At 39.9% G+C, this 24,187-nt stretch carries 23 protein-coding genes; 6 read left to right on the top strand and 17 right to left on the bottom strand.

All coding sequences use genetic code 11. The annotated features are described in order from the left end of the window. Window positions 1-180 precede the first annotated feature (180 nt). From H4J56_RS15180 to H4J56_RS15140, 9 genes are all read right to left on the bottom strand, one after another. Entirely contained in the window at window positions 181-651 is a 471-nt protein-coding gene (locus H4J56_RS15180) for a hypothetical protein (RefSeq protein ID WP_182217302.1), read from the bottom strand. Window positions 652-786: 135 nt separating this feature from the next. Continuing rightward, complete coding sequence (locus H4J56_RS15175; protein WP_182230997.1) at window positions 787-2,514, bottom strand: diguanylate cyclase; 1,728 nt, start codon at window positions 2,512-2,514, stop codon at window positions 787-789. Between the two features lie 223 nt (window positions 2,515-2,737). After that, window positions 2,738-3,703 (bottom strand): acyl-CoA desaturase, encoded by a 966-nt coding sequence (locus H4J56_RS15170; protein WP_182217305.1) that lies wholly within the window; start codon window positions 3,701-3,703, stop codon window positions 2,738-2,740. Between the two features lie 106 nt (window positions 3,704-3,809). Further along, complete coding sequence (locus H4J56_RS15165; protein WP_182217307.1) at window positions 3,810-4,673, bottom strand: alpha/beta hydrolase; 864 nt, start codon at window positions 4,671-4,673, stop codon at window positions 3,810-3,812. Window positions 4,674-4,947: 274 nt separating this feature from the next. Continuing rightward, entirely contained in the window at window positions 4,948-5,772 is an 825-nt protein-coding gene (locus H4J56_RS15160; protein WP_182217308.1) for an NERD domain-containing protein, read from the bottom strand. A 129-nt stretch (window positions 5,773-5,901) separates the two neighbouring features. After that, window positions 5,902-6,246, bottom strand: coding sequence for a low molecular weight protein tyrosine phosphatase family protein (locus H4J56_RS15155; protein ID WP_182217774.1), 345 nt, complete (start codon window positions 6,244-6,246; stop codon window positions 5,902-5,904). Further along, entirely contained in the window at window positions 6,243-6,932 is a 690-nt protein-coding gene (locus H4J56_RS15150; RefSeq protein ID WP_182217772.1) for a penicillin-insensitive murein endopeptidase, read from the bottom strand. Before H4J56_RS15150 ends, H4J56_RS15155 begins: the two co-directional genes overlap by 4 nt. Before the next feature lie 6 nt (window positions 6,933-6,938). Continuing rightward, window positions 6,939-7,457: a metal-dependent hydrolase gene (locus H4J56_RS15145; RefSeq protein WP_182217770.1), complete on the bottom strand. Its 519-nt coding sequence runs from the start codon at window positions 7,455-7,457 to the stop codon at window positions 6,939-6,941. Further along, on the bottom strand, window positions 7,457-8,161 hold the full coding sequence (locus H4J56_RS15140) for a hypothetical protein (RefSeq protein ID WP_182217768.1): 705 nt from the start codon (window positions 8,159-8,161) through the stop codon (window positions 7,457-7,459). Before H4J56_RS15140 ends, H4J56_RS15145 begins: the two co-directional genes overlap by 1 nt. Window positions 8,162-8,999: 838 nt before the next feature. On the opposite strand from H4J56_RS15140, the gene H4J56_RS15135 reads away from it, so the two are divergent. Together H4J56_RS15135 and H4J56_RS15130 are read left to right on the top strand one after the other, a co-directional pair. Beyond that, the gene (locus H4J56_RS15135) at window positions 9,000-9,407 is read left to right on the top strand and encodes a hypothetical protein (RefSeq protein ID WP_182217767.1); all 408 of its coding nucleotides are present in this window, start codon (window positions 9,000-9,002) and stop codon (window positions 9,405-9,407) included. 397 nt (window positions 9,408-9,804) lie between these two features. Further along, window positions 9,805-10,323, top strand: a complete 519-nt coding sequence (locus H4J56_RS15130) for a DUF2141 domain-containing protein (RefSeq protein ID WP_259364975.1) — start codon at window positions 9,805-9,807, stop codon at window positions 10,321-10,323. A gap of 285 nt (window positions 10,324-10,608) precedes the next feature. Here H4J56_RS15130 and H4J56_RS15125 read toward each other — a convergent pair whose 3' ends face one another. The 6 genes from H4J56_RS15125 to H4J56_RS15100 form a co-directional block, all read right to left on the bottom strand. Further along, the gene (locus H4J56_RS15125; RefSeq protein ID WP_182217763.1) at window positions 10,609-10,818 is read right to left on the bottom strand and encodes a hypothetical protein; all 210 of its coding nucleotides are present in this window, start codon (window positions 10,816-10,818) and stop codon (window positions 10,609-10,611) included. A 445-nt stretch (window positions 10,819-11,263) separates the two neighbouring features. After that, window positions 11,264-12,001, bottom strand: coding sequence for an SDR family oxidoreductase (locus tag H4J56_RS15120; RefSeq protein ID WP_182217761.1), 738 nt, complete (start codon window positions 11,999-12,001; stop codon window positions 11,264-11,266). Between the two features lie 74 nt (window positions 12,002-12,075). After that, window positions 12,076-12,678, bottom strand: coding sequence for an SDR family oxidoreductase (locus H4J56_RS15115; protein WP_220465958.1), 603 nt, complete (start codon window positions 12,676-12,678; stop codon window positions 12,076-12,078). Window positions 12,679-12,771: 93 nt separating this feature from the next. Further along, window positions 12,772-12,939, bottom strand: a complete 168-nt coding sequence (locus H4J56_RS15110; protein WP_182217760.1) for a hypothetical protein — start codon at window positions 12,937-12,939, stop codon at window positions 12,772-12,774. Between the two features lie 722 nt (window positions 12,940-13,661). Then, entirely contained in the window at window positions 13,662-14,612 is a 951-nt protein-coding gene (locus H4J56_RS15105) for a mechanosensitive ion channel family protein (RefSeq protein ID WP_182217758.1), read from the bottom strand. Window positions 14,613-15,022: 410 nt separating this feature from the next. After that, a complete protein-coding gene (locus tag H4J56_RS15100) occupies window positions 15,023-15,808 on the bottom strand; it encodes a PRC-barrel domain-containing protein (protein WP_182217757.1) in 786 nt (261 codons plus the stop codon). A 223-nt stretch (window positions 15,809-16,031) separates the two neighbouring features. Here H4J56_RS15100 and H4J56_RS15095 point away from each other — a divergent pair, with 223 nt between their 5' ends. From H4J56_RS15095 to H4J56_RS15080, 4 genes are all read left to right on the top strand, one after another. Then, window positions 16,032-17,972, top strand: coding sequence for a copper resistance system multicopper oxidase (locus H4J56_RS15095; protein WP_182217755.1), 1,941 nt, complete (start codon window positions 16,032-16,034; stop codon window positions 17,970-17,972). A gap of 28 nt (window positions 17,973-18,000) precedes the next feature. Next, window positions 18,001-18,708 (top strand): copper resistance protein B, encoded by a 708-nt coding sequence (locus tag H4J56_RS15090; protein ID WP_182259557.1) that lies wholly within the window; start codon window positions 18,001-18,003, stop codon window positions 18,706-18,708. A gap of 306 nt (window positions 18,709-19,014) precedes the next feature. Continuing rightward, a complete protein-coding gene (prpD, locus tag H4J56_RS15085) occupies window positions 19,015-20,508 on the top strand; it encodes a 2-methylcitrate dehydratase (RefSeq protein ID WP_182259556.1) in 1,494 nt (497 codons plus the stop codon). Window positions 20,509-21,341: 833 nt separating this feature from the next. Further along, window positions 21,342-22,472 (top strand): catalase family protein, encoded by a 1,131-nt coding sequence (locus H4J56_RS15080; RefSeq protein ID WP_182217750.1) that lies wholly within the window; start codon window positions 21,342-21,344, stop codon window positions 22,470-22,472. 473 nt (window positions 22,473-22,945) lie between these two features. On the opposite strand, the gene H4J56_RS15075 is transcribed toward H4J56_RS15080, so the two are convergent. After that, window positions 22,946-23,314 carry a rhodanese-like domain-containing protein gene (locus tag H4J56_RS15075; protein ID WP_259367772.1) on the bottom strand — a complete coding sequence of 123 codons (369 nt, stop codon included), beginning with the start codon at window positions 23,312-23,314 and terminating at the stop codon, window positions 22,946-22,948. A 50-nt stretch (window positions 23,315-23,364) separates the two neighbouring features. After that, window positions 23,365-24,066: an MBL fold metallo-hydrolase gene (locus H4J56_RS15070; RefSeq protein ID WP_182251988.1), complete on the bottom strand. Its 702-nt coding sequence runs from the start codon at window positions 24,064-24,066 to the stop codon at window positions 23,365-23,367. Between the last annotated feature and the right edge of the window lie 121 nt (window positions 24,067-24,187).

Below are 24,187 nucleotides of genomic sequence, written 5' to 3'. Positions count from 1 at the left end.
TCTTTTATTTTGCCCTTAAGCTTATCGATAAAGCAACTTACTTAGCTATTTTAATTTACACTTAGCATGAGACTGATACTTACGAGCTCAGCGTAATTATTGAAGTCGATTTTTTTTGCTAAAATATTAATGGACAAAAATCTAGTGTTTATTGCCTGGCCTTACGATTTATAAGCTCAGCTACAAACTATCTATAATTTTTTGATTAGTTACTTTTTCTGCCAACAAATCATCTTCTTCGCTGATAAAACCAAAAATCTTTGTCAATCTATCACCAAGGAAAGCGTCTTCATATTTACCCAAGCAATAAGCCTTATATTTCTGACCTTTTTCAAGTGTGATATCAATATTATGAAAGTTATAAAGTCCCCTTGATTCACATCGAATAACAAATTGATACTCACCTTCTTTTAGATAAACTACTGCGGGAACTGTATCCCAAACATTAACAGAAATAACTTTGGCGCCATTGGTATCAAATGCTGAAGTAATATCAGTGACTAGTTCATAATCGCCAACCCATAAACCTACGTCATCTACAGAGACACTAGACAGGGTTTGACTAGAGATATTATTTGGGTTGTAAGTATCTATTGTTGAAGCGCAAGCGCTTAATAATAATACCGAGAATATAATAACTAAAAATTTCATTATTAAACCTTATAAGGTGAACTGGGTTACCCGTTGTTGTTAACTTATGAAAAAACGTGAAACCTAAGATTGTAAAGCAATTAATTTTAGCAAATCCGCGACTTTAAGGCCGAAAAATGACATTGCTAAAATGTGCTATTGCTTATCTTGTTTGTATTTATACATACGTTTATCGGCTAGTGATAAACATTCAGATTGATTTAGGGTTTCAAAACTCGTTGCAATACCAAAACTTAGCCCCGCATCTTTCCACCCTTTTTCTTGTAACTCTTTTGCCGTTTCTATTAGTAGATCAGACAATTTCAGCAAAAGTGGCTTAACCTGTTGTGAGCTTTTAATACTAACAACCCAAATAAACTCATCACCACCACAGCGAAAAATGCTACCAAGGCCTTGAAGTTTTTTTTGCATGATATCAGCTGTTGCAATCAGCACTTTATCACCTTCGTCATGGCCGAGTTTGTCATTGATTTTTTTAAAACCATCTAGATCAATAAAAGTAATACAGTAATGCCCTTTTAAGCTGGCTAATTTTTCATTTTGAGCAAAGCGGTTACCAATTTGAGTTAATGGATCAATACGTGAAATAGCATAAGTGCGATGAAATTCTTTCTGTTGTATTTGCAACCATTCAGCTAAAGAAAGAAGAATACAAATACAATCGATGGTTAGCGCTATTTGCACAATCAGTTCAAGAGAAATATCCCAGTCAATCTTATAAAGGTGAGATAAGACATAACCCATTAACGTCAGTCCATATAAAAGATTGCCAATTAGATAATACTTAGCCCTAAAATCTTTTTGCGCGAGCATAAATATCCCAGTACCAATACAGAGTGGGATCCACAGCGTTGCGATAACATGTGATATTAAGTAGCTCTGCGCAAAAGAACTAAAAGGCATGAACAAACCTAAACTTAAGCAAACTATCGACAGTAAGTTAAATGTTTTAGCTAATTTAGGATGATCTTGTTGGCAATTAAATAATAACTTTGTGAATTGACAGGCTGAAGCAATAGCAAAAGGGAATATCCATATAGCGATGTAAACGGGGTTAAATGTTGACACCGCAAATAAATGACCAAAACTTCCTGAGGCTAAAAACCAACCTAAGCCTTGTATGCCTATATAACCAGTACAGGCCAACGTAACCAAATACTTGGTTCTGAGGTATATAAAGAAAGCGATTAAGGCTAACGTAAGCATTACTGCAAATGAAATAGAGGTGATGCTATTGACAAAAAATTGCTTGTTGTAAAATGCTGCCTTATTATAAAATTTTACTGTAACAGGTGTTGCAAACATTTTAGCTTCAATATAAATCCACAGCGTGCCCGTTTCCTGTTGATTTAATGAAAGGGAAAATGCTTGCGAGTGAGCTAATTTCGGGTTCGTACCACCAATCTGCCCAAAGTTTGCTAACGTTATAACTTCACCGCTGTCGCGCTGCCAATAAGCGGTACCTAAATCGAGATAATTAGTATGAAGCTTAACAAACCAAGTATCTTCATGCCCTTTTGTATTAATTAACTTAATCTTAGTAATATAAGCGCCGCGACCTCCTAATGTCGAAGTGACTTGTTTAGCATCTTGATATAATTGACTTAACTCCGCAAAAGTAGGATTTATCCCTATCGATTGAGTTTGGTACCAGAGATTATGTTCATTTAGTTTGATTTTATTGAGATTATCTAATTTTACATAAGGTTGTGCACTTATTGAAATGGCGGTGAGTGAAAAAATTAGAAGAGCAAAACATGCGGTATATTTTGTAATAACGTATTTAAGGATGCGAATATAATTTTGATAGCGATATATAAAATTTAGAATATTCTTATAACCTGTTAAAACTCCATGCTTCATATTATGTTAAAAATATTATGGTATAACAAGAATAATTGGTTAAATAACAGCTAATATTAAATACAAAAGGTTCTATTTACACGATGAACCCAAAAAAGTTAACGTGCCTTTTGTGTACGATGACAACGCACAAGTACATGAGTCATTCTGCATTGCTCCAGCTTTTCTTTATCAATAAACAACACCACGAGATAATGATTACTCGTTAGCGCATAAATACAAACTAAGTGCCGTTTCGAATGAACTTTGCTATTTTACAATCTTCTGGAACTCGTTCTACACGACTATCTAGATTTTCAGCCTCAGCGACAAGCTCTGAACGAAACGGAAGCTCCTTAGGCAGTTTAATGTTTTTTACAATACCTAAGTTGTGTAATATATTTAAAACCCACCATCCAAGGTCAGGTTCATCACTGTACAAACCTAGCATTGCAGACCCAGGATAAGCATGATGATTGTTGTGCCACGCTTCGCCCATAGAAAGAAAACCTGCAATTCTAACATTGTGACCTTGAACTGCTGCGCCTTCTACTTTCCATGTGCGTTCACCTTTATTGTGAGCAAAATAACCTATTAACCAATGACCACCTACAGATATTACAATCCTTACAGATATTCCCCAAACTAACCAAGAAATACCACCAATGAGAAACAGAGGGATAGCTAAAATTAATTGTTGGAATATCCATGTTTTTTCAACAAATAGATAAAACCTATTGAGAGAAACTTCTTTTTCTATGATGAACTCAGGTGGATTATTAAGTTCAAGATCGCAATTTAATTGCCACCAACCATCTTTTAATATTTTGGAGCCATGCAATAAATAATCGTGGCACTGTGGTTGTCTTTGAGCCCAATCGCGGAGGTCGTGTTGAATAATCATTCCTATAGGACCTGACATACCAACTAGCACCCCTAAGTATACGAACAAATATTCCATCCATTTAGGACACTCGTAAGAACGATGGATTAATAAACGGTGCATTCCAAGTGAGTGTCCAAAACACAATGTTATTATTGTGAGTACGACGAATACTGAGAAGGCTGATATTGACAGGACAAATGGAGCAACAAAAACTGTTGCGGCAACATGAGTTAAGAACCAAATTGATTTAATTGGTTTCCACTTTACCATTCCCTTGAACGCAGATGTGTCATTGTCCGATTTAACTCTATTAGTATTGAGCATGAATATCCTGAGGCAGCTAACGCTTTGTTAAGCGGCAAACAATAGTTGGCTGAATGTGTGAGGCAAGAACAACAGCCAGCTATTATTTGTTGGTTTTAAAGCCTTGTTAGCCGTTTTTACAGCAAATTAATTTATTAATAAAATCCTGATATACTTTTATTGCCTTATCTTTTTTCATTGTTTCTGCATGCTCTGTATCCGGAATGATCGCTAATACTTTAACCGAGCTTGGAGATATGTCATAAAGCTCTTTCGAGTTATGCACTGGCGTAGTTGAATCGTCTTCACCAATTAAGAAAAGCAATGGTTTCTCATATTCTTTAATAAAATCAACATTATTTATTTTTGTCAATTCAGGTGATAAATATATTGAATAAAATGGTTTTGACCAAGCAGGAGTTAGATTATCGACTAACTCTGGCACTGTATTGATAGCACCATCTAGAATTAATGCGTCTATATCTTTATTATTTGCAACATAACTTGCGATTAAAGACCCCATCGATAATCCATGGATGGCTGTAGGTAAGTTAGTTGGAAATTCACCCTTAGAAAAGTCAAAGATTCTTAATGCATCTGTTCGTAAATTATTAAGAGACAATATATCTTTTTTATCACTTACTCCCATGCCTCGATAGTCAAACCAAATAACGTTCGCAGGTAACATAGAAAATTTATTCAATATTCTCGATGAAAGGCTAATTTTCATGCCATTCGCACTGAAAAAGACAATATTAACTAAAGCATCTTTGTTTATTAACTTAACGCCTCTAAGTGTAATACCATCCTCAGCGGTTAAGCTAACCGCTGAGACAACAGCCGATATATTAGATTCAGTCAGTTCAGCTTGAATTTTTGTAATGTTGAGTTGCTTTTCAGGATGCTCATCTTGGTATACAAATGATTCAGTTGTATAGTTTGCAGAACATCCAGAAAGTAATAATAAAAATAATATTGTGATTTTTTTCATATCTAGTAACACTCCTTGTTGATTTAACGACTAATAGCTTATTAAACAGGCAAAGACCTATTTTTATCAAGGCAATTATCCGTCTGTCTTTTTTTTAAAATAAAAGTTACCTTTATATTAAAATTATATCAAACATTGATTAACATTAATTAACGAACTTTTGATAAACGTGTGCTGTTATCACGCTTGCTCTGTTGAAAACATACCAAAAATTAATCACCAAACTAGATTCTGTTGCTATACCCAAATGTGCATTAGAAAGCATGGGTAAACGTTAGAGATCAATACTTACACTTAACTCTGACTCATTTTTAAGTACATTCCTACATTTGGGAAATGAACTACATCCCCAAAACTCATTATCTACATTATTACCTTTATTGGCTTTATTGGCTTTACGTAAGACCATATCAGCACCACATTTTGAACAATACTTAATATCAGATTTCTCTTCTACAATACCTCGAACGTGCTTAATGTGTTGGCGATTTGTTTTAAAACTTCGTTCCAATCGTCCACTTTCAATTTGCTCGATAATGGTAGTCACTTCATCAACATTGAAAATAATATCAGTTTTACTTTTGATATATTCAATACCACCACGAGCAAACCTTACATTCTCTGGCATTTTAGTTTTAAAGGTACTATCACCAATAAAGATAATGACTGAGAATATATAATCATTTTTTGCGTTACTCCCTACTAAGAGAAGATCTTCTAACGTCTTTATGTGTTTATAGTTTTGATGAAGTGGGTTCTGAAATTTTGATTTGTGTTTAAAGATTTGTTGAGTCCATTGCTTTTGATTAGCACCACCAAAAATCCAACCTTTCATATTCTTAGTTTCAACCACGAATATGCCATATTTTGAAACTATGATGTGGTCAATCTGGGTAGTGCCATCCTCAGTAGGAAGTGTCACGTTTTTAATAAGGTGATAATCATTTTTGTCTAAGAAAAACTTAATGAGCAAGTTAACTTGCCACTCACCCAATACACCTTTAAACCATGCAGACTTTATGACGATAGCAAATATGAAGATCGGTATTAGATACCAAGCGGCACTGATCATCATGTTGAGGTAAATTGTTAAATCCATTTAATACTTACTTCCATATTGGTAGCTACTAGCTAATTTTGTCCTTTATTAGCCAGTTAATTTTATAATAAAAATCAGCAGTAACTATCTAAACACACTTATTATTAAATACACAATAATATCATAAACTTATAATAAATTAATGTCTAACATTCCTAGATATACACTAACGGACTGTTCCAAGATATCTACCAACTCTTCATCCATATACTGATATTCATCAGGGATATCTAACACTTGAATATCTTTATATTTAACTAATTTGATGAACTCAGCTTTAAGTCTACTTTTATGCTTTTCTTCCATCACAAAGATAATGTCAGCCCATAGAATATCTTTTGCATTTACCGTTTTTCTTGCACTTGAACTAGTACCTGCTGATCTCACATTTAGTTCAGCGTGATTTTTAAATATTTGTTCTCCTGTGGGACTACGCCACTGATTTTTACTACAGATGAAGAGAATATTTTTCATTCGTTTAGTTCCTTACACGGAATATCAAAGTCCACATGGTAATGTTCATCATGTCTAACCCATGAACGTTTTTTGGAAAACTGGATATGCTTTTTAAGATAAGGGCCATAAGGTGTTTTGAAAAGCTCAGATTGTAATTTAGGATCAAATATTACTCGCCATAAATCTACACCTTGAGCTACAGCCTCTTTGTGCAAGGCAACAATATGAGCAGCCAAAGCAACATAGTCGATAGAATATTCTTCATATTGCCCTTTACTATCAAATTCAATGTCGTAGCCAAACTTGTTTAAAGGGTGAGTTGGCAGATGCACTGATTGACCCGATTCATCTAATACGGGTGTCATAAAGTCTACCGATAAACCATTACGATGAGTTTTATGGGGTTTGAACTGTCCACCTTCTTCGAATCCAGTTTCAGCATACTTAAAAACTTTGTCTGGTTGTTCTGTTTCTAAAGATTTATAGCCGTTTACTATGATGCTTTCTACTTGGGAATGGACGTAAGCTCTCCCTGCTAACCTTGCAACAATGCTGTAAGCGACAAAATTATTACCAGAGCTTGGTAGCTCTACCCCTTTTTCCAAACGTCCTTTTGAGGTTGTACCGTAGCATGTACTTTCTTCTGCTAAAACAGCGTTAGAATACAAACAAGTAATTAAGATACTAAACGTTAATATTTTCATTTTTCTTTATGACTTCCCTGCTTTTACTTTTAAGCTTTTATTTTTTAAATAAATTCCATAATAAACTACTGCGCCCAATAACCCACTATATAAAGATAACTTGTGCAACATCGGCACTGAAATCAGACCTAACAACGGATTATCTAATAAAAATGGAAAGAAGGGTTCAACATCTGAATGCATAATACTATCAAGTAATACATGACTAAAACTGCCAACAAATGCACTTAGAAATACTACCCACCAAGCAATTGATATGGGATTTTCCCTTTTAGAAATACTTATCAGCTTTAAACCAAGTTCGGATAAGTATTTACCTGTTAGAGCAGCAAAAATAGCAATTAGCACTGCACCAACATAGGTATGGGTAAAACCATGAAGATGCCCCTCTCCCGTTATCAACACAATTAGTGGTTGGATATCCATTACGATTTGAGTCCAGCCAAAAACCATCAAGCTAAAGCTACTTTGTAATATGGCTTTAATAAAAATCCCTGGCCCCATGTGCATTGGAGTAAATGGCATTATGAATACCTACAGTCTTTAAGGATCAAGGATATCGCCTCAGTAACCAACCGCGCAGACTCTTTTGGCTGTGCTTGAAGTATGAAATGAGGTCCTTCAATTTCTATATACTTAATATTGCTGAAGACTTTGGTGAACTCACGACCCTTCTGTGATGCTATAAGCCTGTCTGAAAGTGCTCGAATATAAATTGAAGGTATATCCGATGTTGTTATTGGTAGTCGTTGCTGGCTCATAACTTCTAATCTATTTTTTAATACGAGATCAGGTATAGATTTAGTAACCGTAATAAATTTTGATAAAAGCTCTTTTGATGCCCCTTGACCGAGGAGTAAAAACTTATGAAAAATCGTTGATAAAGGTGCTGAAGCTAAAGATTTAATAGGTAAAAGTTTAGCTATCGACAATAAGAATTGGTTAGGAGAACTAAGGAAACTGGCAATGAAAATCACGCCTTTCAAATGTGGATTATTTTGCCTAAGTAGCTCAGGAATAATACCGCCAGCAAACGATTCAGCTAACAAAATATAATCTTCAGTTGGTAATTGCTCTTTTATTATATTAGCTAAAAACACATGGTCTTGAGAACCCGATTGAGGTAATGGGATTACAATATAGTCTCCGTCAAAGTTAGACAAAAACTCTTCAAATAATTCTCCAGTACCATCCATACCGGGCAACAACACTAATTTAGAAATAACCACTATCCTTGTATGTTAATATTTATCATTTTACTTGGAATTAAATGGAATGAGCATATTATTGACTCTATTCTAGAAAAGGCAACTAACGACCTAAAACGGTCGTAAGAGCATTCGAACTGAGCGAAAAATAATCATACGATTAATTAAACTTGACTGACGGCAATGAGCTTGCAGGAGACATCAAGTCACCATACCTGCCGTTGAAATTCTAACCTAAAACTATTTACCAGCTACTAAACCAAAATCGTTATTTAAAATATTCTGAAACCATTGATTATAAATGGAAAAACCATAGGAAACCCTAAACGACGTTACACTCAAACAAAACACACGGTGTAAGATAATACATATAGAACACCCCAGAATTTTCCAATTTATGTGTTCGCTAGAGTACAGACTTCCAGATTAATTGTGCGTATTGTTTTACCATTCAAAACATTAGAAGACTAAAATCAACTGAGTCGAGTCGAATAAATTACACATAGTAAGACCCTTAAGACCCATTTTGGAGAACACTGATGAAAACGTTTCAGTTAATTCGAACTACCTCTTTTTATCTGACCTTTCTAATCCTAAATGGTTGCAGCGTAATCAGTTCTCAACCAATCAACAACAGTACTGGCACAAGTCCAGTTCTCCCAAAACCTCATCACAGTCTTATCTCGACTGTGGGTGTCACGGATGACTCAATCAACAATGCGCTGAAGTCGCCATCTCCAGATTCAAACCAATAGCATGGTCATTGTGGCCATAATGAAAGGAGATGATGAATAAAATCTAATATCTTTGCATTGTGCAATTAGATTATAGAAAAATTAAGTTAATAAGGAATCAGATCATGAACAAAATTTTTTTAATAGCTTTCATTGGATGGGTGACATTTTTAGCTGGTAGTGTCTTCGCAAAAGAGGTAATTCTCGATACAGGAGAAACATATCGCCAGGGAAACCTCACTGTCACCTGCGGCATAGCGTTAACAGAGCATGTCCCGCAGGCTCTCAAAGAATGCCAACACTGGGACGATTTTAATAAAAAGTGCCTGTTTGAAAAAAAGACTTATATATACAAAAATCTACAATGCGTTGAAGAATGTCAGTACTGGGAAAAGTTTGACAGCACCTGTCATTACCAAACAAAGTGTTCTTTCGACCCGCGGCAGAACTGGTTTGTTCGAACCACATGCGATAATTTTGACGACTTCAACAATACCTGTGTGAGAACAAATGATATAAAAATAGTGCAATGATACAAAAAAGGCCTTGTTATCGGTAACGACCTCAATATTTTCTATCAACCTAAAAAATTAATCCAAGGGGAATGTTATTGAGCCTGGGGCATGAACAGGCTGGGTAACTAATATTTAATGCTATGCTGGTTCACGTACCATGTAGTAATTGATGCTCCTAGGCCGCATTGTTGATTTTGAGGCAAAATGGATAATATTGGACTCAAACGGCAAAAATTGCTGAACAATTTAATAAACGCTGACCACGACCAATGAGAAAAATTGAAGTTCATTGGTTTTACCAAGGTTGCGGCAGTAATCAGCCTTATTGCTTGCAACCCGTCGCAGGTTATCAAGACGTTAGGCGTATAATCGCGGATCCTACCAAGCCAGAGAGAGCGGAGCTATGAGGGAACTAATGAGTGAATCAACTAATCGGAGGTCTACGTTGGCCAAGACTTTCAGGCATCCTGTGACGCGTTTATCTAAAAGAGGCCGGTGTTTAGCATGTTGGGCCGTGCTGGTGTTTGCGCATCTTCCCGCCATCGTTTTTGCCCAATCATCGTGCTCCGGAATTCAAGTAAAAATTCCGAACATTAAAAATAACACTGGAGTTGTAGCTTGTGCGCTTTTCGAATCTTCAGTAGGTTTCCCTACTGAATTTTTGCACTCTGCAACCAATATAATGATGATGAAAATTCGAGATACGCAGGCGCGTTGCAACTTTTTAGATATCCCTCCGGGAACGTATGCCTTGGTTGTCATTCATGATAAAAATATGGATGGTAAGCTTGGCACAAACTTGCTAGGGGTGCCGACAGAAGCCTACGGTTTTTCAAGTGGTGCAAAGGCCTCGATGAGCGCACCTTCGTTTGAAACCGCTAGATTTACGTACGATGGGGAAAACCTTGATCTAACAATTAAATTGACTTATTGAGCGACCTTTCCGTGAATACCTAGGCATTGTTTCAATCAGGCAGGACCATTGATAATTTACTGTGCTTAACAAATTGTTGCACCAGACATTTGACCTGCAATCCATGTTTTCTGTCGAAAAAACAGGTTTCCTCTCAAATGCCCTTGAACTCACGCGTTAGTAGCAATGCAAGTTTTGAGGCAGCTCGCAGTATGATAATAATGCTTGAAAATTCTAATCAAATTGTTGCTCATCAAATTCATATTATTTTTCAAAACTTTTATAAGGTTGAAACTCAGCTTATTTCTATTCTTGATTTTCCACAGGGATGTCTTCTAATATCTTCAAAATCGCGTGATTATTTCCTAATTTGGCTAGGTCAATGAGGTAGCTTTTTTCAAGTTCTTGCATTACTTGGCCTGCCAGTAATTCTTTGAGCCGTTGTTCTTCGTTATTGGCAATGGTAGTTTTTATGGCGGCAAAGTTAGTTATGCTTTGGTCGTTGTTGTTTTCCATTCGTCGCACTCCCTTTTTGTTGGTTAATTAAAACATTAGCTTACTTTTAATACCCACCATAGGGGGATGACTTTTGGAATGCAAGTTTCTACAGGGTTTATTCAGCACATTGCGCTAAAAGAGTTGAATCGCGTTGCAGGCAATTTTGACCGAACTCATGGATTAGGTCGGCATCAGGGATAGACAGTTGATACTCATCGTTTGCTTCACCTCAGAGTAAAAAACGATTTACTGAGAAATGAGAACATATACACTAAGGCAGCGGATCCTTCCGCTCTTCCATTACTTCCTTAGCATCCGTAAATCCGTTCGAGCCCACGCTAAAAAATCATTCTCCAGTGTTGGCTTCCAATATAAGTGTTTTAACAGCAGACCCTAAGACGCTGTAATTCAGAACTTTTACCATGCCACTCTATTGCTCCTGTCCAATAGAGTGGCTGCCTGGTTAGAGCGGCTGTCTGGTGGGACGGATGATAATCTCGTTGACATCAACATCTGCCGGCTGCTCGATTGCATAAGCAATTGCACGTGCAATCGCATCAGAGTCAATTGCCATCTCGTACATTTCATCAACACCCTTAGCAGTATCGGGGTCGCTGATTTTACTGGTCAGTTCGGTCGCCACAGCCCCAGGCGAAATATTGGTGGAGCGGATTTCCCCTTCGCCTTCCTGACGAATGCCTTCTGATAACGCCTTAACGGCAAACTTGGTTGCGGAATAAACGGCGGACGCGGGAAAGACCTTATGCCCAGCTACCGACGACAGATTGATGATGTGGCCGACATGCTGCTCGCGCATGGTCGGCAGCACAGCGGCAATGCCATAGAGCACGCCTTTGATATTGACATCAACCATCTTCTCCCACTCGTCGACCTTGAGCTCATCGAGGGGCGACAGCGGCATCAGGCCAGCGTTGTTGACCAGCACGTCGATGCGGCCATACGCTTCCTTCGCTGCCTTGGCCAGCGACTCAACCTGAGCGCGTTCAGTGACGTCGGTAACCTGATAAATAGCGTCACCACCCTGCTCCTTGATCGTATCACGCAACTCCACAAGGCGTTCCTCGCGACGGGCAGCAAGCACCAGCTTGGCGCCACCTTTTGCCAAGCGTTGCGCTGTGGCTTTACCGAGACCACTGCTGGCACCGGTAATGATGACGACTTTGCCATTGATTTCTGACATTGGTTTTCTCCTGTTGAAATGAATTATTAAATATTACAAGTTATAGGTTCCAAGCCTGTATTACGCCGTGACAGTCAGGCGGACCGCATATTCTGCGCCATACCGTCGTAACAGCCTGTAGTGGCGGCCTCCACCAGAACATGGGCTACATCCGATCGGGACGCCTTTGCTGATTTATCGACGTCCTCGCCCAGGATCACATCAGTGCCGCGACCCTTGTTGGTTAGTGCTACGGGGCGCAGGATCGAGTAGGTCACTCCGGAAGCCTTAAGGTATTCGTCCGCTTCGTGCTTGGCATTCAGGTAAGGGGCCAGGTCGCCGGTTGGGTTGGGCAGATCGGCGCCGATCGAACTGAGCATCACGAAACGTTTCACGCCTGATTCCAGCGCCAGATCAATCAGTCGTTTGGCGCCGTCCCGATCCACTTTTTTGGTCATTTCAGGACCGGTGGTTCCGCCGGAGCCTGCAGCAAAGATCACCGCGTCCATGCCGTCGCACAGGCCGGTTTTCAGTTCTGTAAGATCACTATGGCGAACATCTACCCCCAAGGGCAACGAACTGGTATCCGAACTTTCGCGAACCAGCGCTGTTGGTTTATGGCCCTGTTCTATCAGGTACTGGGCCAGAAGCTGGCCCGTTTTTCCGGTGGCACCGGCGACAAGAATGTTCATACTCATAGAAAAATCCTTAATGTTAAATTAAATGTTCGAAATTAGGCAGTTAAAGCCAGGTCATGGCAGGAAAATCGACTTTACGTTGACCAATTTTTTTTATTCCAAAGCCACCGTGTGGACGTTTCTCGTCCTTTGAAAAGATCCCACCGACCAGTCAATAGCTTTTTCATTAGCAAGCCGATCCGTCGCTTGTATTTCGGTAATTATGTCGTAGGTATGGGTTTCTTTTTCGGTCGCAAGATTAATGGTGGTGATTGTCGACATGGTTGCTCCTTCCGGGTCTGATAGGCAAACGCCGTTGGCGTTAGCTCAAGTGTATTATCAGTCCGTTGGAGTGAGTTGTCTGTTCGCTTACCAACACTACCGCGAGCAAACATCAACGAGCCCATGTTAGTGGCGAATAAATGACCCAAAGAAAAAAGTACAAAAGAATAAACCACATACCTGATCTATTTAACATGATCTGATTTTGTTGGGTTCAGGGTCATTGGATCAACTTTTGAAGCAGGTTAATGGATGAGAAGGTTAGGATTTGATAGTGTTAGGTATCAATTTTATCCAGTAAATCGAAAAAAAGCGCTAGACAGGCACGTTGACTTCACTCTTTGTGATAAGAATGCGGGATCAGTGAACAAAGAAAGGCAACCAGTTTCTAATGAAAGCAGTCACCGCATATCACACGCTTAAAATCATACTCGAGACGACCACAGCACAAAAAATCATCAAAATCTCGCTCAACGTACTTTGGTATGCGCTTATATTTAAATCTCAGAGAAAAACCTGAACGTCGGCTATCTCAGTGTTACCTACCTACAAGCCTTCTGCAGCAAACGTGTACTACAAGCAGAAAGCCAATGGCCAACTGTTTTTACAAAGTTCAATGAGCGTTCAGCCAGCCTTATAAATGATTTGGGCAGTGTAAATAAATTAGTCAGATGCGACAAAGCGGACGTTTAGTTAATGAAAGTTTGCTCTGATCCCAGAGGTTACTTTTCATTTTCAGACGATGATGACTTTTTTGAGTCTGCTGATTTATCTTCTGAATTTTTTTTCGACAACATGGTATTGAGCTTTTCACCACCTTTGGCGCCAAAATCCAATGTTCTGATAGGAAATGGAATTAAGATATCAGCTTTTGCCAGCGCTTTATTGATTTCTACAACCGCCGTATGGCGAGCTTTCATAAAGCCAGTGTCGCCTGGATAGTCAATCCAGAACCAGACAACTAAATTTATACTGCTGTCTGCAAACTCCTTGGCAAACACGGCAGTTTCTTCTTTTTTTATAACAAAATCACAGACATTTATCGCTTCTTCAATAACTCCAGCTGCCTTTTCTGGGTCGTCTGCGTAAGAAATACCAACCGGTACTTCGATTCGCCTGCTGCCTGTGGTCGTATAATTTGTTAGTACGTTTCGAAACAAGATTTTATTTGGAATAACTTCTATCTGGCCAAAAAACGTTTCTACTAATGTGTTACGTAAATTAATTGTTTTTACTATGCCAAGCACATTTTCTGCTTCAACCACATCGCCAATTTGAAATGGCTTACGAATACCCATCGCAATACCGGCAATAAGATTCTCTGCCATATCTTGAAAAGCAAAACCAAGTGCTAAGCCAATGATACCAGCGCCAGCTAAGAGTGATGTTACTGTGCCGGTTAACCCCAAAAATTCTAGGGCGATAAATAGCCCTGTGAACAGCACAAGCATCTTCATAATAGACGTAAGTAGATCAGCAATTTGTTCAGATTCTAGGGTTTTATGAAGCACTTTTCGAACGGCTCTGCCAACATATTTAGCCAGTAAGCCAAAAAATATGACTAAGAGAATGGCGACTATAAAATTGGGTAAGTGTTTAATGCCAGCTTCCAGCCAGCCTTGTAATTTTTCGTCAATTAACTGCCAGAATTTATCTAATACAGAGAGATCCATTAATATTATTCCCGTTATTTTTTATCATTATCCTTTAATGTAGATTCAGCCAGTGTATTAGCTTATCTAGTGTCGAATATAGGTAAAATAAAACGTCATTTTTCATAAAATGAAAATACATGTTGCCTCATGTTTTCCATACTGACATCTCTTTTATATCCAAGTCGGCGAACTGTCGTCTATTACTCAAAACTTCTCAGAATATGCTAAGGCAACAGATTTTTCTTGCTCTCAGTGTTTGGGGGCTTATAACCCCTTATCAACTTTTAGATTATGAACAAAATTTTTGGATGGATTTATTGCTCGAAATAAGTACATATGTCTCAGTTATCCATTTTTGGCCTAAGAATATGATTTTTCAAATGCTAGAAAGTAAGAAAGCAGAAATCCATCATAGAGAGGTAATAATGTTATTTATCATTGCGACTATAATGAGTTTGCAAATTTTTCTCATCTTCAAAACTAAAAGGCACTGAGGGATCGAACGTTGGTGCATCTTTCACTTGCTGCTGCGTCATATCAACATAAATTTTAGAGGTAGGCCAACTCACCTCTTTAATCCATTTAGGCGCAATTAAAACCAGATGACCCAACCACCAATTACTGGTGTTAATAATCAAATAACGAATAGCCCAAGTGTCGATATCTATCAACATACCTTGCAAGTGACCCAATTCACCGTCTATTGCATCAAGGTGATAACCCACTACGGCATGACTGCTGCGTAGATGATGATCATTATCCCGTGATAGTGCAGCCTTGATGTCTGCGGATATCTCTGGGTTATCTAAGTTATCTGGCTTTGGCGCGACACTATAATAACCAAGTGCCATCATGTTAGGACTAGATTCACTTCCCCAAATACCTGTGTTACCCCAGTAATGTTCGTAACCATAATATTCCATATGATCGACCTCATGCTGCCTAGAGACCGGTTTTTCGCTTTCTATATCAGGGCTGTTTTTTACCTGTTCTCTTGAGATTGTGACAGTAAGCGTTTTATCTTTCTGATTAAACTCTTTGATTGATATGGGTGAAAGCAATATTTTTTTGCTTGATAACCAAGACCCCGTTTCCACCACCAAATATCGGATCACCCAATGCTTATCATCAAAATAAAGATCTTTGGTCAATCCAATATCGCCATCAGAGGCCTGAATGGCGATATTTTTTAAATCATTAATTGTATGTAACATGATGTATTTGCTCCAGATTAAAGGTTGAAAACAATAAATAATTGCTTTATTAATAGAGTCAACATTTCTCAGTTTGCATCAAATATCCTATTCAATCTGTTCGGTGTCGCACCGAACGAGGGTGAATATTAGCTTAATCTGGATCCATCTATAAATTTTATGATGAACGACCATTTTCACCTTCAAACAAAGCCTTTTATTTATTATTTTTAAGGAGTTAATGATGACCTCTTCAACTAAAAACACACACTCGATAATTAATCGACGTCAATTTGTCCGCGGTTTAGCATTAACTTCAGTAGCGGCTGCCGTTGCATCAAACATTCCATCAACCTTTGCCAGCAATGAGTTTATCTCGCAAGGCTCGACTAAGTTCAATCCAAAACAACCCATGTTAACGGGAACTGAGTTTGATTTAACTATTTCCGAAACGACCGTTAATATTACCGGCACTCCCGCTTTAGCAACATTGGTTAACGGCTCTTTACCTGCACCAACACTTGTTTGGCATGAAGGTGATGAAATCACACTCCGCGTGACTAACAAATTAATGGTAGATTCCTCTATTCATTGGCATGGGATTATTTTGCCAACGAATATGGATGGTGTACCTGGCTTAAGTTATGACGGCATTAAGCCCGGTGAAACTTATGTCTATCAATTCACCGTAAAACAAAATGGTACCTATTGGTATCACAGTCACTCCGCATATCAAGAGCAAACAGGTGTCATCGGTGCAATTGTTATTTTACCAAAAAAACAAGAACCTATTCACTCCGACCATGACTATGTGATTCAACTCTCTGACTGGTCAGATACCCCTCCTGAAACCATTTATGCAAACCTTAAAAAGATGGGTGATTACTATAATTTCCACCAAAGAACGGTCGGCGATTTTTGGAGTGAATTAAAACAAAAAGGATTTTCTCAAGCCTGGAAAGATCGTTCAATGTGGAACAACATGAAAATGTCCGATCGAGACTTGTCAGATGTAACTGGCGCAACCTACACCTATTTAATGAATGGGCTCTCCCCTAATGCACATTGGCGTACCGTGGTGGAATCTGGCAAGAAAGTAAGATTGCGTTTTATTAATAGCTCTTCTATGACGTTCTTTGATGTACAGATCCCTGGTTTAAAAATGACCGTTGTGGCTGCTGATGGAAACTTAATCCAACCGGTAGAGGTTGATGAATTCCGCATTGGTGTAGCAGAAACCTATGATGTCATTGTGGAACCTGATACAGATAAACAAGCTTATGCGATTTTTGCTCAAGCCATTGACCGTTCCGGTTATGCGATAGGCTCCATCACCTCTAATGCTTCAAAATTGGCGTCTGTCCCAGCAATGGATCCATTACCTATTTTAAGCATGACAGACATGGGTATGGAAATGGACGGCATGGATCAGAGTGGTCAGGATATGCTTACTGGCATGCAAATGAATGGTAAGAATCAGAACGATAATGACATGTCTGGTGGCATGCAAATGAATGGTAAGGATCAGAGCGATAATGACATGTCTGGTGGCATGCAAATGGGCCAGGATGTCAGCAATGCTTACTATTCAAAAAATGCACAGACTATGTCTAACATGAATGTTAATTTAGATGACGAGCAAATTCCAATGGATATGAATCCAAAACTACCTCTCATTGATGTGCCTGAAAAAGAAGGCCCACAAATCGCGATGCGTGCCACTGGCGCAAAATATCGGCTAGATGATCCAGGCGTTGGCTTACGAAATAATGGCCGCAAGGTCTTAACCTATGCCGATTTAAAAAACCTTTATCCGACACGCCATGAACCTAAACCCACTAAACAACTGCTATTGCACTTAACGGGCAATATGGAGCGTTATATGTGGTCAATTAACGGCATCCCCTATGGTGAAGCACAACCATTAAAGTTTAACTTCGGTGAGCGCATTCGCGTTACGTTTATTAATGACACCATGATGAATCACCCTATGCACTTACACGGTGTATGGAGTGATTTAGAAACGGGAGATGAAAATCATATTCCTAGAAAACATACAATCGTTGTACAACCAGGTTCCAAAATCAGTTATCGAGTGACTATGAACGCTCGTGGTGATTGGGCATACCACTGCCACATGCTCTATCACATGATGGGTATGTTTAGACGTGTACAAATCCGATAGTCAAATTCAGTATTCTAGGAGAAATATAATGAAAAATTTATTCAAAGTAATATTACGCACCATATTTATCTCGTCCATACTAATGACATCACAAGTGCATGCAGGTGGAGAAAGAGACCCTTTATTAACGTACTTTCTAATGGATACGCTTGAAATTAGCGACCAAACTGGCAACCCTACTTCTTGGGGTGTCACGTCTTGGATAGGTAAGGATTGGCACAAACTCTACCTTAAATCCGAAGGGGAAACACTTCATGGACAAACCGAATCTGAGAACCAGCTACTCTACAGCCATCCCATTGAAAAATATTGGGATCTTCAAATGGGGGTTGGTTATGACACGACTCCTGAAAAAAACCAAAACTGGGCCGTAATCGGTTTACAAGGCCTTGCCCCTTATTTCTTTGAAACTAATGCAGCAGTGGTGTTCAACGACAAAAATATTGGTTTTAGATTCGAAACGGAATACGAGGCTTTATTTACTCAAAAACTGATATTAACGCCCAGCCTAAAACTCAGTGCCTATTCTTCCGATGATGCATCTATGGGAATTGGATCTGGATTATCATCTGCTGAACTAGGGTTGCGTTTACGCTATGAATTTTCTAGAAAATTTGCGCCCTACATCGGGCTTAAGTTTAATCAAGCCTTTGGTAAAACAGCCGACTACCTAATCGCCGAAGGCGGTATGAAATCCGACACCAGCCTTATCGCAGGTTTAAGATTCTGGTTTTAATTCAAGGTATTATTTCAATAATACCGTCAGGCTTATTTACAAATAAGCCTGAGACTTTGCAAATAGGCAGAACACTATAAGAGTATTACTCGCGGCTCAATAACTGCGGCTCACGCTCATTTGACACACACGCAAACAGTAGGCCAAATGGTTTTTTCAAAACCGACTTTTCACCTTAATGACTTTAGAGTATAGGTAAAAGAAAAACGTCATTTTTTATAAAGTGACGATACATATTAAATCCGCCAGGATAAAAGTATCGAATTATCATCTCATCTTAAAAAATCAAACGAATAAGGATAAGAAATGAATAGTAATACAGATATTAACAACCGTCCCGATTACGATCATGCCATCCAAGATATCGCAGATTATGTCATGAATTTTGAAGTCACTAGCGAAGAAGCGCTCGATACCGCGCGCAACTGTTTAATGGACACCCTCGGTTGCGGATTGCTAGCGCTGCGCTTTCCTGAATGTACAAAACACCTTGGTCCTATCGTACAAGGCACCCTTGTGCCTAACGGCGCGCGAGTGCCAGGAACATCGTTGTCGCTCGACCCGATTAAAGCCGCTTGGGACATAGGTTGTATTATCCGCTGGCTCGATTATAACGACACTTGGCTGGCCGCTGAATGGGGACATCCATCGGATAATTTAGGCGGTATTTTGGCAGTGGCTGATCATTTATCTCAGGTCAGACTATCGAAGGGCGAACAGCCTTTTACCATGCGAGAAGTGCTTGAAGCCATGATCATGGCGCATGAAATTCAAGGTGTAATAGCGCTAGAAAATTCTTTTAATCGCGTTGGTTTGTGCCATGTATTGTTAGTTCGAGTCGCCTCAACGGCAGTTATCACAAAAATGATGGGCGGCAATAGAGAACAAATCATGGCGGCGGTCTCGCAAGCTTGGGTCGATGGCTCTGCGCTGCGCACCTATCGTCACGCACCCAATGCGGGTTCTCGTAAATCTTGGGCCGCGGGCGACGCGACCTCAAGAGCTGTGCGTTTGGCCGACATGTCGATGCGCGGTGAAATGGGTATTCCAAGCGTATTAACCGCTCCGCAGTGGGGCTTTTACGACGTCTCTTTTTCGAAGACGAATAAAGACCAAGCACTTAAACCAGAGGCTGAACGTCAGTTTTCGTTTTCTCAAGAGTATGGTTCTTACGTGATGGAAAACATTTTGTTTAAGATTTCTTTCCCCGCAGAGTTCCATGCGCAAACTGCCGCGGAAGCTTCGGTTATCCTGCATCCTGAGGTGAGAAATCGCTTAGCGGATATTAAGAAAATCGTCATTCGAACCCACGAATCGGCCATTCGCATTATTTCTAAAACAGGTGCACTTGCTAATGCTGCAGATCGTGACCACTGTTTGCAGTATATGGTTGCGGTGCCGCTGGCGTTTGGAGGGCTAACCGCCGAACATTACGAAGACGACTTTCACAAGGCACATCCCATCATTGATGAACTGCGCGATAAAATGGAGGTTGTCGAAGATAAACGCTTTACCGCAGAGTATTTAGAAGCAGATAAACGCGCTATCGCTAACGCCATTCAAATTTTTTTCAACGATGGCAGCAGCACAGAAGAAGTGCTAGTGGAATACCCTGTGGGACATCGTCGCCGGCGCCAAGAAGGGATCCCGCTATTGGAGCAAAAGTTCAAAGCGAACTTAGCGACGCGGTTTCCGAACCATCAATGCAAAACTATTTTCACGCTGTGTAAAGATCAAGCCGCGCTTGAGTCCAAAGCAGTAAACCGCTTTATGGACTTGTTTGTTATTGCTTCAGTTTAAGCCCTAGCTGATCCAAACCGCAGCATTAAAGCAGATAAATTTATATTGCTAATCGTAAGCGATAACTTTAAAACGAAAAATTAACAAGGCGTAACTAACGGGTTCTAACATGACTGTTCAAAATGAACACAGTATAGCGAATTTTGTAATCTTGAAAACTGCCATAGTAAATGGTTAAGAGGAGTTGATAAAAGAATTATTATCAAAAATACCGGTGCAAGAACTTGAAAAAAGCTATTTGCTCGACTTAGCCAAACTTAATGATAATCGCGTTATCATTAAGTTAATCAAGAATATTCCCAAACAGAAATAGTTATGCAAAGTGACTACTAAACGGAATAGCTTTGTTAAATATTTGCAGTCATAGGAGTGCAACGTTATTGGTCTTGTAGTAATCAAGCGGGACCAGACGTAGCTGATGTGGTTTATAGGTAAAATAAAATGTCGTTTTATAAAGTAACGATACATATTTCCTCATATTTACATCTCTTTTATATCCTTGAGGGGGTGGAAATCGGCGATTTTTCATTTATTACTCAACTGTTTTCACATAATTTAGAATTTAAAACAAGCGCCTCAAAACCGCTCTTTAATATTACCCCATCGATCACTAAGTGCGCCGCTGATTCTGTTTTTTATTATTCATTTTTAACCTCGTATAAGTGCGTGTGTATAGGTAGAATAAAACGGTGTATAGTAGAAGTGCTAGGAGGAATCCGATTAAATATTATTGACTAGGATTGACAATAAAATGTGCTTTCTATCCGTTTTGTTCAATTTTCAGTATTCACGTTTTACCTGCCTATTCGTTAAGCTATTAAAGGAACATTCATATGAAACTGTTGACGCCACTCCTATCATTTCTTCTCATACTGGCTGGTTGCAGTTCACCAGCAAATCAGTCTCAGAACCGTTCCGTTGAAGAAATTGCGACTATTGAAAATATCTATCCCGAGGCAGATGCCGCTTTAGGGGAAAAACTATATCCACATGAGGCACTTTTAGCCGACGAAACAGCTGACCTCATTGAAGGTATTATCCGCCATCGATATACCAATGGAGAAGCCAGGCGTGATGTTCACCCCAAAGCTCATGGCTGTTTAAACGCAGAGTTTGACGTGCTAGACGATTTACCTAAATCATTAAGCCAAGGTGTATTCCAAGCAGGTAAATCCTATTCCGCGTGGGTGCGTTTTTCTAATGGAAATCCTGATCCTGATCGCCCGGACATTAAAGGGGACGCAAGGGGGATGGCAATAAAGCTGCTTTCTTCTCCAGCCGAGGCTGGCTGGCACATAGCAGATAAAAGCACAGTGCAGGATTTTATCTTAATTAATCACCCTGTCTTTCCGGTTAAAGAACCTGAAACCTATGTGGCCGTACATCGAAATTTATCGTCTGACGGATTTTGGGATAAATTGGCAATACCCTTTAATTTGGGACTTCAAGGTTCACTTATTGGCCTCGAGTTGACTAGCAAAAAAATTGCCAACCCTTTACATACACGGTATTGGTCTGAAGTTCCCTACCAGCTTGGGATGGGACAGCAGCGGAAAGCCGTGAAATACTCAGTTCGCCCATGTACAGCCACGACAAATGAAGCTCCCGAGGAAGCCGGTGCAGATTATCTTCGCGAGGCGATGAAGACGAGCCTTGACCAAAATGCAAGCTGCATGGAGTTTCTGGTTCAACTTCGAGAAAACGACGAAATGAGTGTCGAAAATTCCATGATCGAATGGCAAGAAGTGCAGGCACCTTTTACTGTTGTAGCGCGTATCCACTTTCCTAAACAGACCTTCGATACAGATGCACAAAATACATTTTGCGAGAACCTAGCTTTCAATCCTTGGAACAGTTTATCCGAGCATAAGCCTTTGGGCGCCATGAACAGAATGCGAAAAGTTATCTATGAGCGAACAAGAAAAGTTCGACGGGAAATGAATTCAGTGGTTACCGTTGAATAGATTTTGGGGGCGAAGATCAGGTCAAGCAATGGGAGAAGGTTCACAGTTGATCCCTGGTTTCATTCAATGATGCTGACATAACGTCGTATCACGGGATCTGGCGGTTCGGCTTTACCAATAACTGCCAGATATCCAAAAGATTAACTAGTTGCCTTGGAGAAATAAATTTAATCTAAGTCTTTTTAAACTCGACTGAATTTTTACGAAAAAAGTGAACTGAATACTCTTACTCATCGCATTAGCCAGCGTGCGACTGGTTTTATTGAACACGAGGGCTTATTCGTGAGTGATGATGACAATGGTTACCTGGCTTTGGATCGTCTTCCAGCCGATCAATAGCCAATCCCATACCCATATCGTTCATCATATTTCTGTTCTCTCCAGTTGACATTTCGTGAGACCACGCAAGCGGGACCCGTCTGCGTGCTCCGAGTTGCTATCGCACAGGCACATGCCTATGTTTGTGTGGAAATTTAGTCCGGCTTATTGCAAGGTAGTCCGGTAGCCTGCAAATCGTCAAAGCCTGCTTCCGATGCAATAGCTGCAATGTAGCCCATTTGTCGTAACGTTGCTGCGGCTAGCGCGGCACGTCCACCGCTGGCACAATAGGTGACTATAGGCCGTTGGTGATCGCTTTCTTCGTCGGAAATTTTCATTTCCAATACACCACGAGGTATAGCGACGGCACCTTCCAGATGCCCTTCCTGCCACTCATTGGGTTCACGAACATCGAGCACTAGCGCACCGCTGCCACGCAGAGCCATCACCTTTTCAAGGTCGACGGTGTCAACCACTTTTTTGGCTTCATCGATCATTTGTTGTGCAGTTAAAAACGTAAGCATAAAAATTTCTCCTGATTGTAGTGTGAATTAATGTTCAAACTGTTAGTTCGCTATGCATCTGCAGCTAAACCGCAGCCAAGGTTCGCCGGAACTGCCACATCCATCATATTAGGATCAGGCAGATCCAGGTTGTTCATAATGTCGATATATTCCGCACGGCTCTTGCCGGCTAATCGCGGGTTATGAGCCTTTTCCTCAGCAACGCTGCTGCGGGTCCAGCCCTTATAATCGTGCGCCGGGTATACTAGCGTTGAATCCGGTAACGTAAATATTTTTTTAGTAATAGAATCATAGCTTTGACCAGCGTCACCACCTTGAAAGTCGGTTCGGCCACTGCTACGAATCAGCAGCACGTCGCCGGTGAATATTGCTGGACGCTCGCTGTGAAGCAAAAAGCTATAAGACTCATCGGTATGGCCAGGTGTGTACAACGCTTCTAGATCAATACCATCCAACCGGATGTGCTCGCCCTCCCGAATGGTTTCAGACATACAGGCGGCTTCTGTCTGTTCGCCCATTACCGTGATGCAACCGGTCTTTTCTCGCAACTTTCCAAGACCGGTGATGTGATCCGCATGGGTATGAGTATCGATGGCTCGCACTAATCGAACATCGAGTTGTTCGACTAGTTTCAGGTACATATCCACCTTATCTATTACCGGGTCGATTAGTAACGCTTCGTGGCCACTATCGCTAGCCAACAGATAGCTATAAGTGCTGGATTCAGAATCAAAAAATTGGCGAAATAACATGTTTATCTCCCATTCATATTTAGTGTGTAAATAACAGTACTAAACGCGATATCGAAAGGTATTTGTAATTGCACACTGAATCCATACATGGGTAACTCCTATATATTGGCTGAACCAATAT

This window comes from Colwellia sp. BRX8-4, from assembly GCF_014077345.1.
Taxonomy (GTDB): Bacteria; Pseudomonadota; Gammaproteobacteria; order Enterobacterales; family Alteromonadaceae; genus Colwellia_A.
Note: the sequence above shows the minus strand (reverse complement) of the source record. Positions and strands in the feature narration are given on the sequence as shown.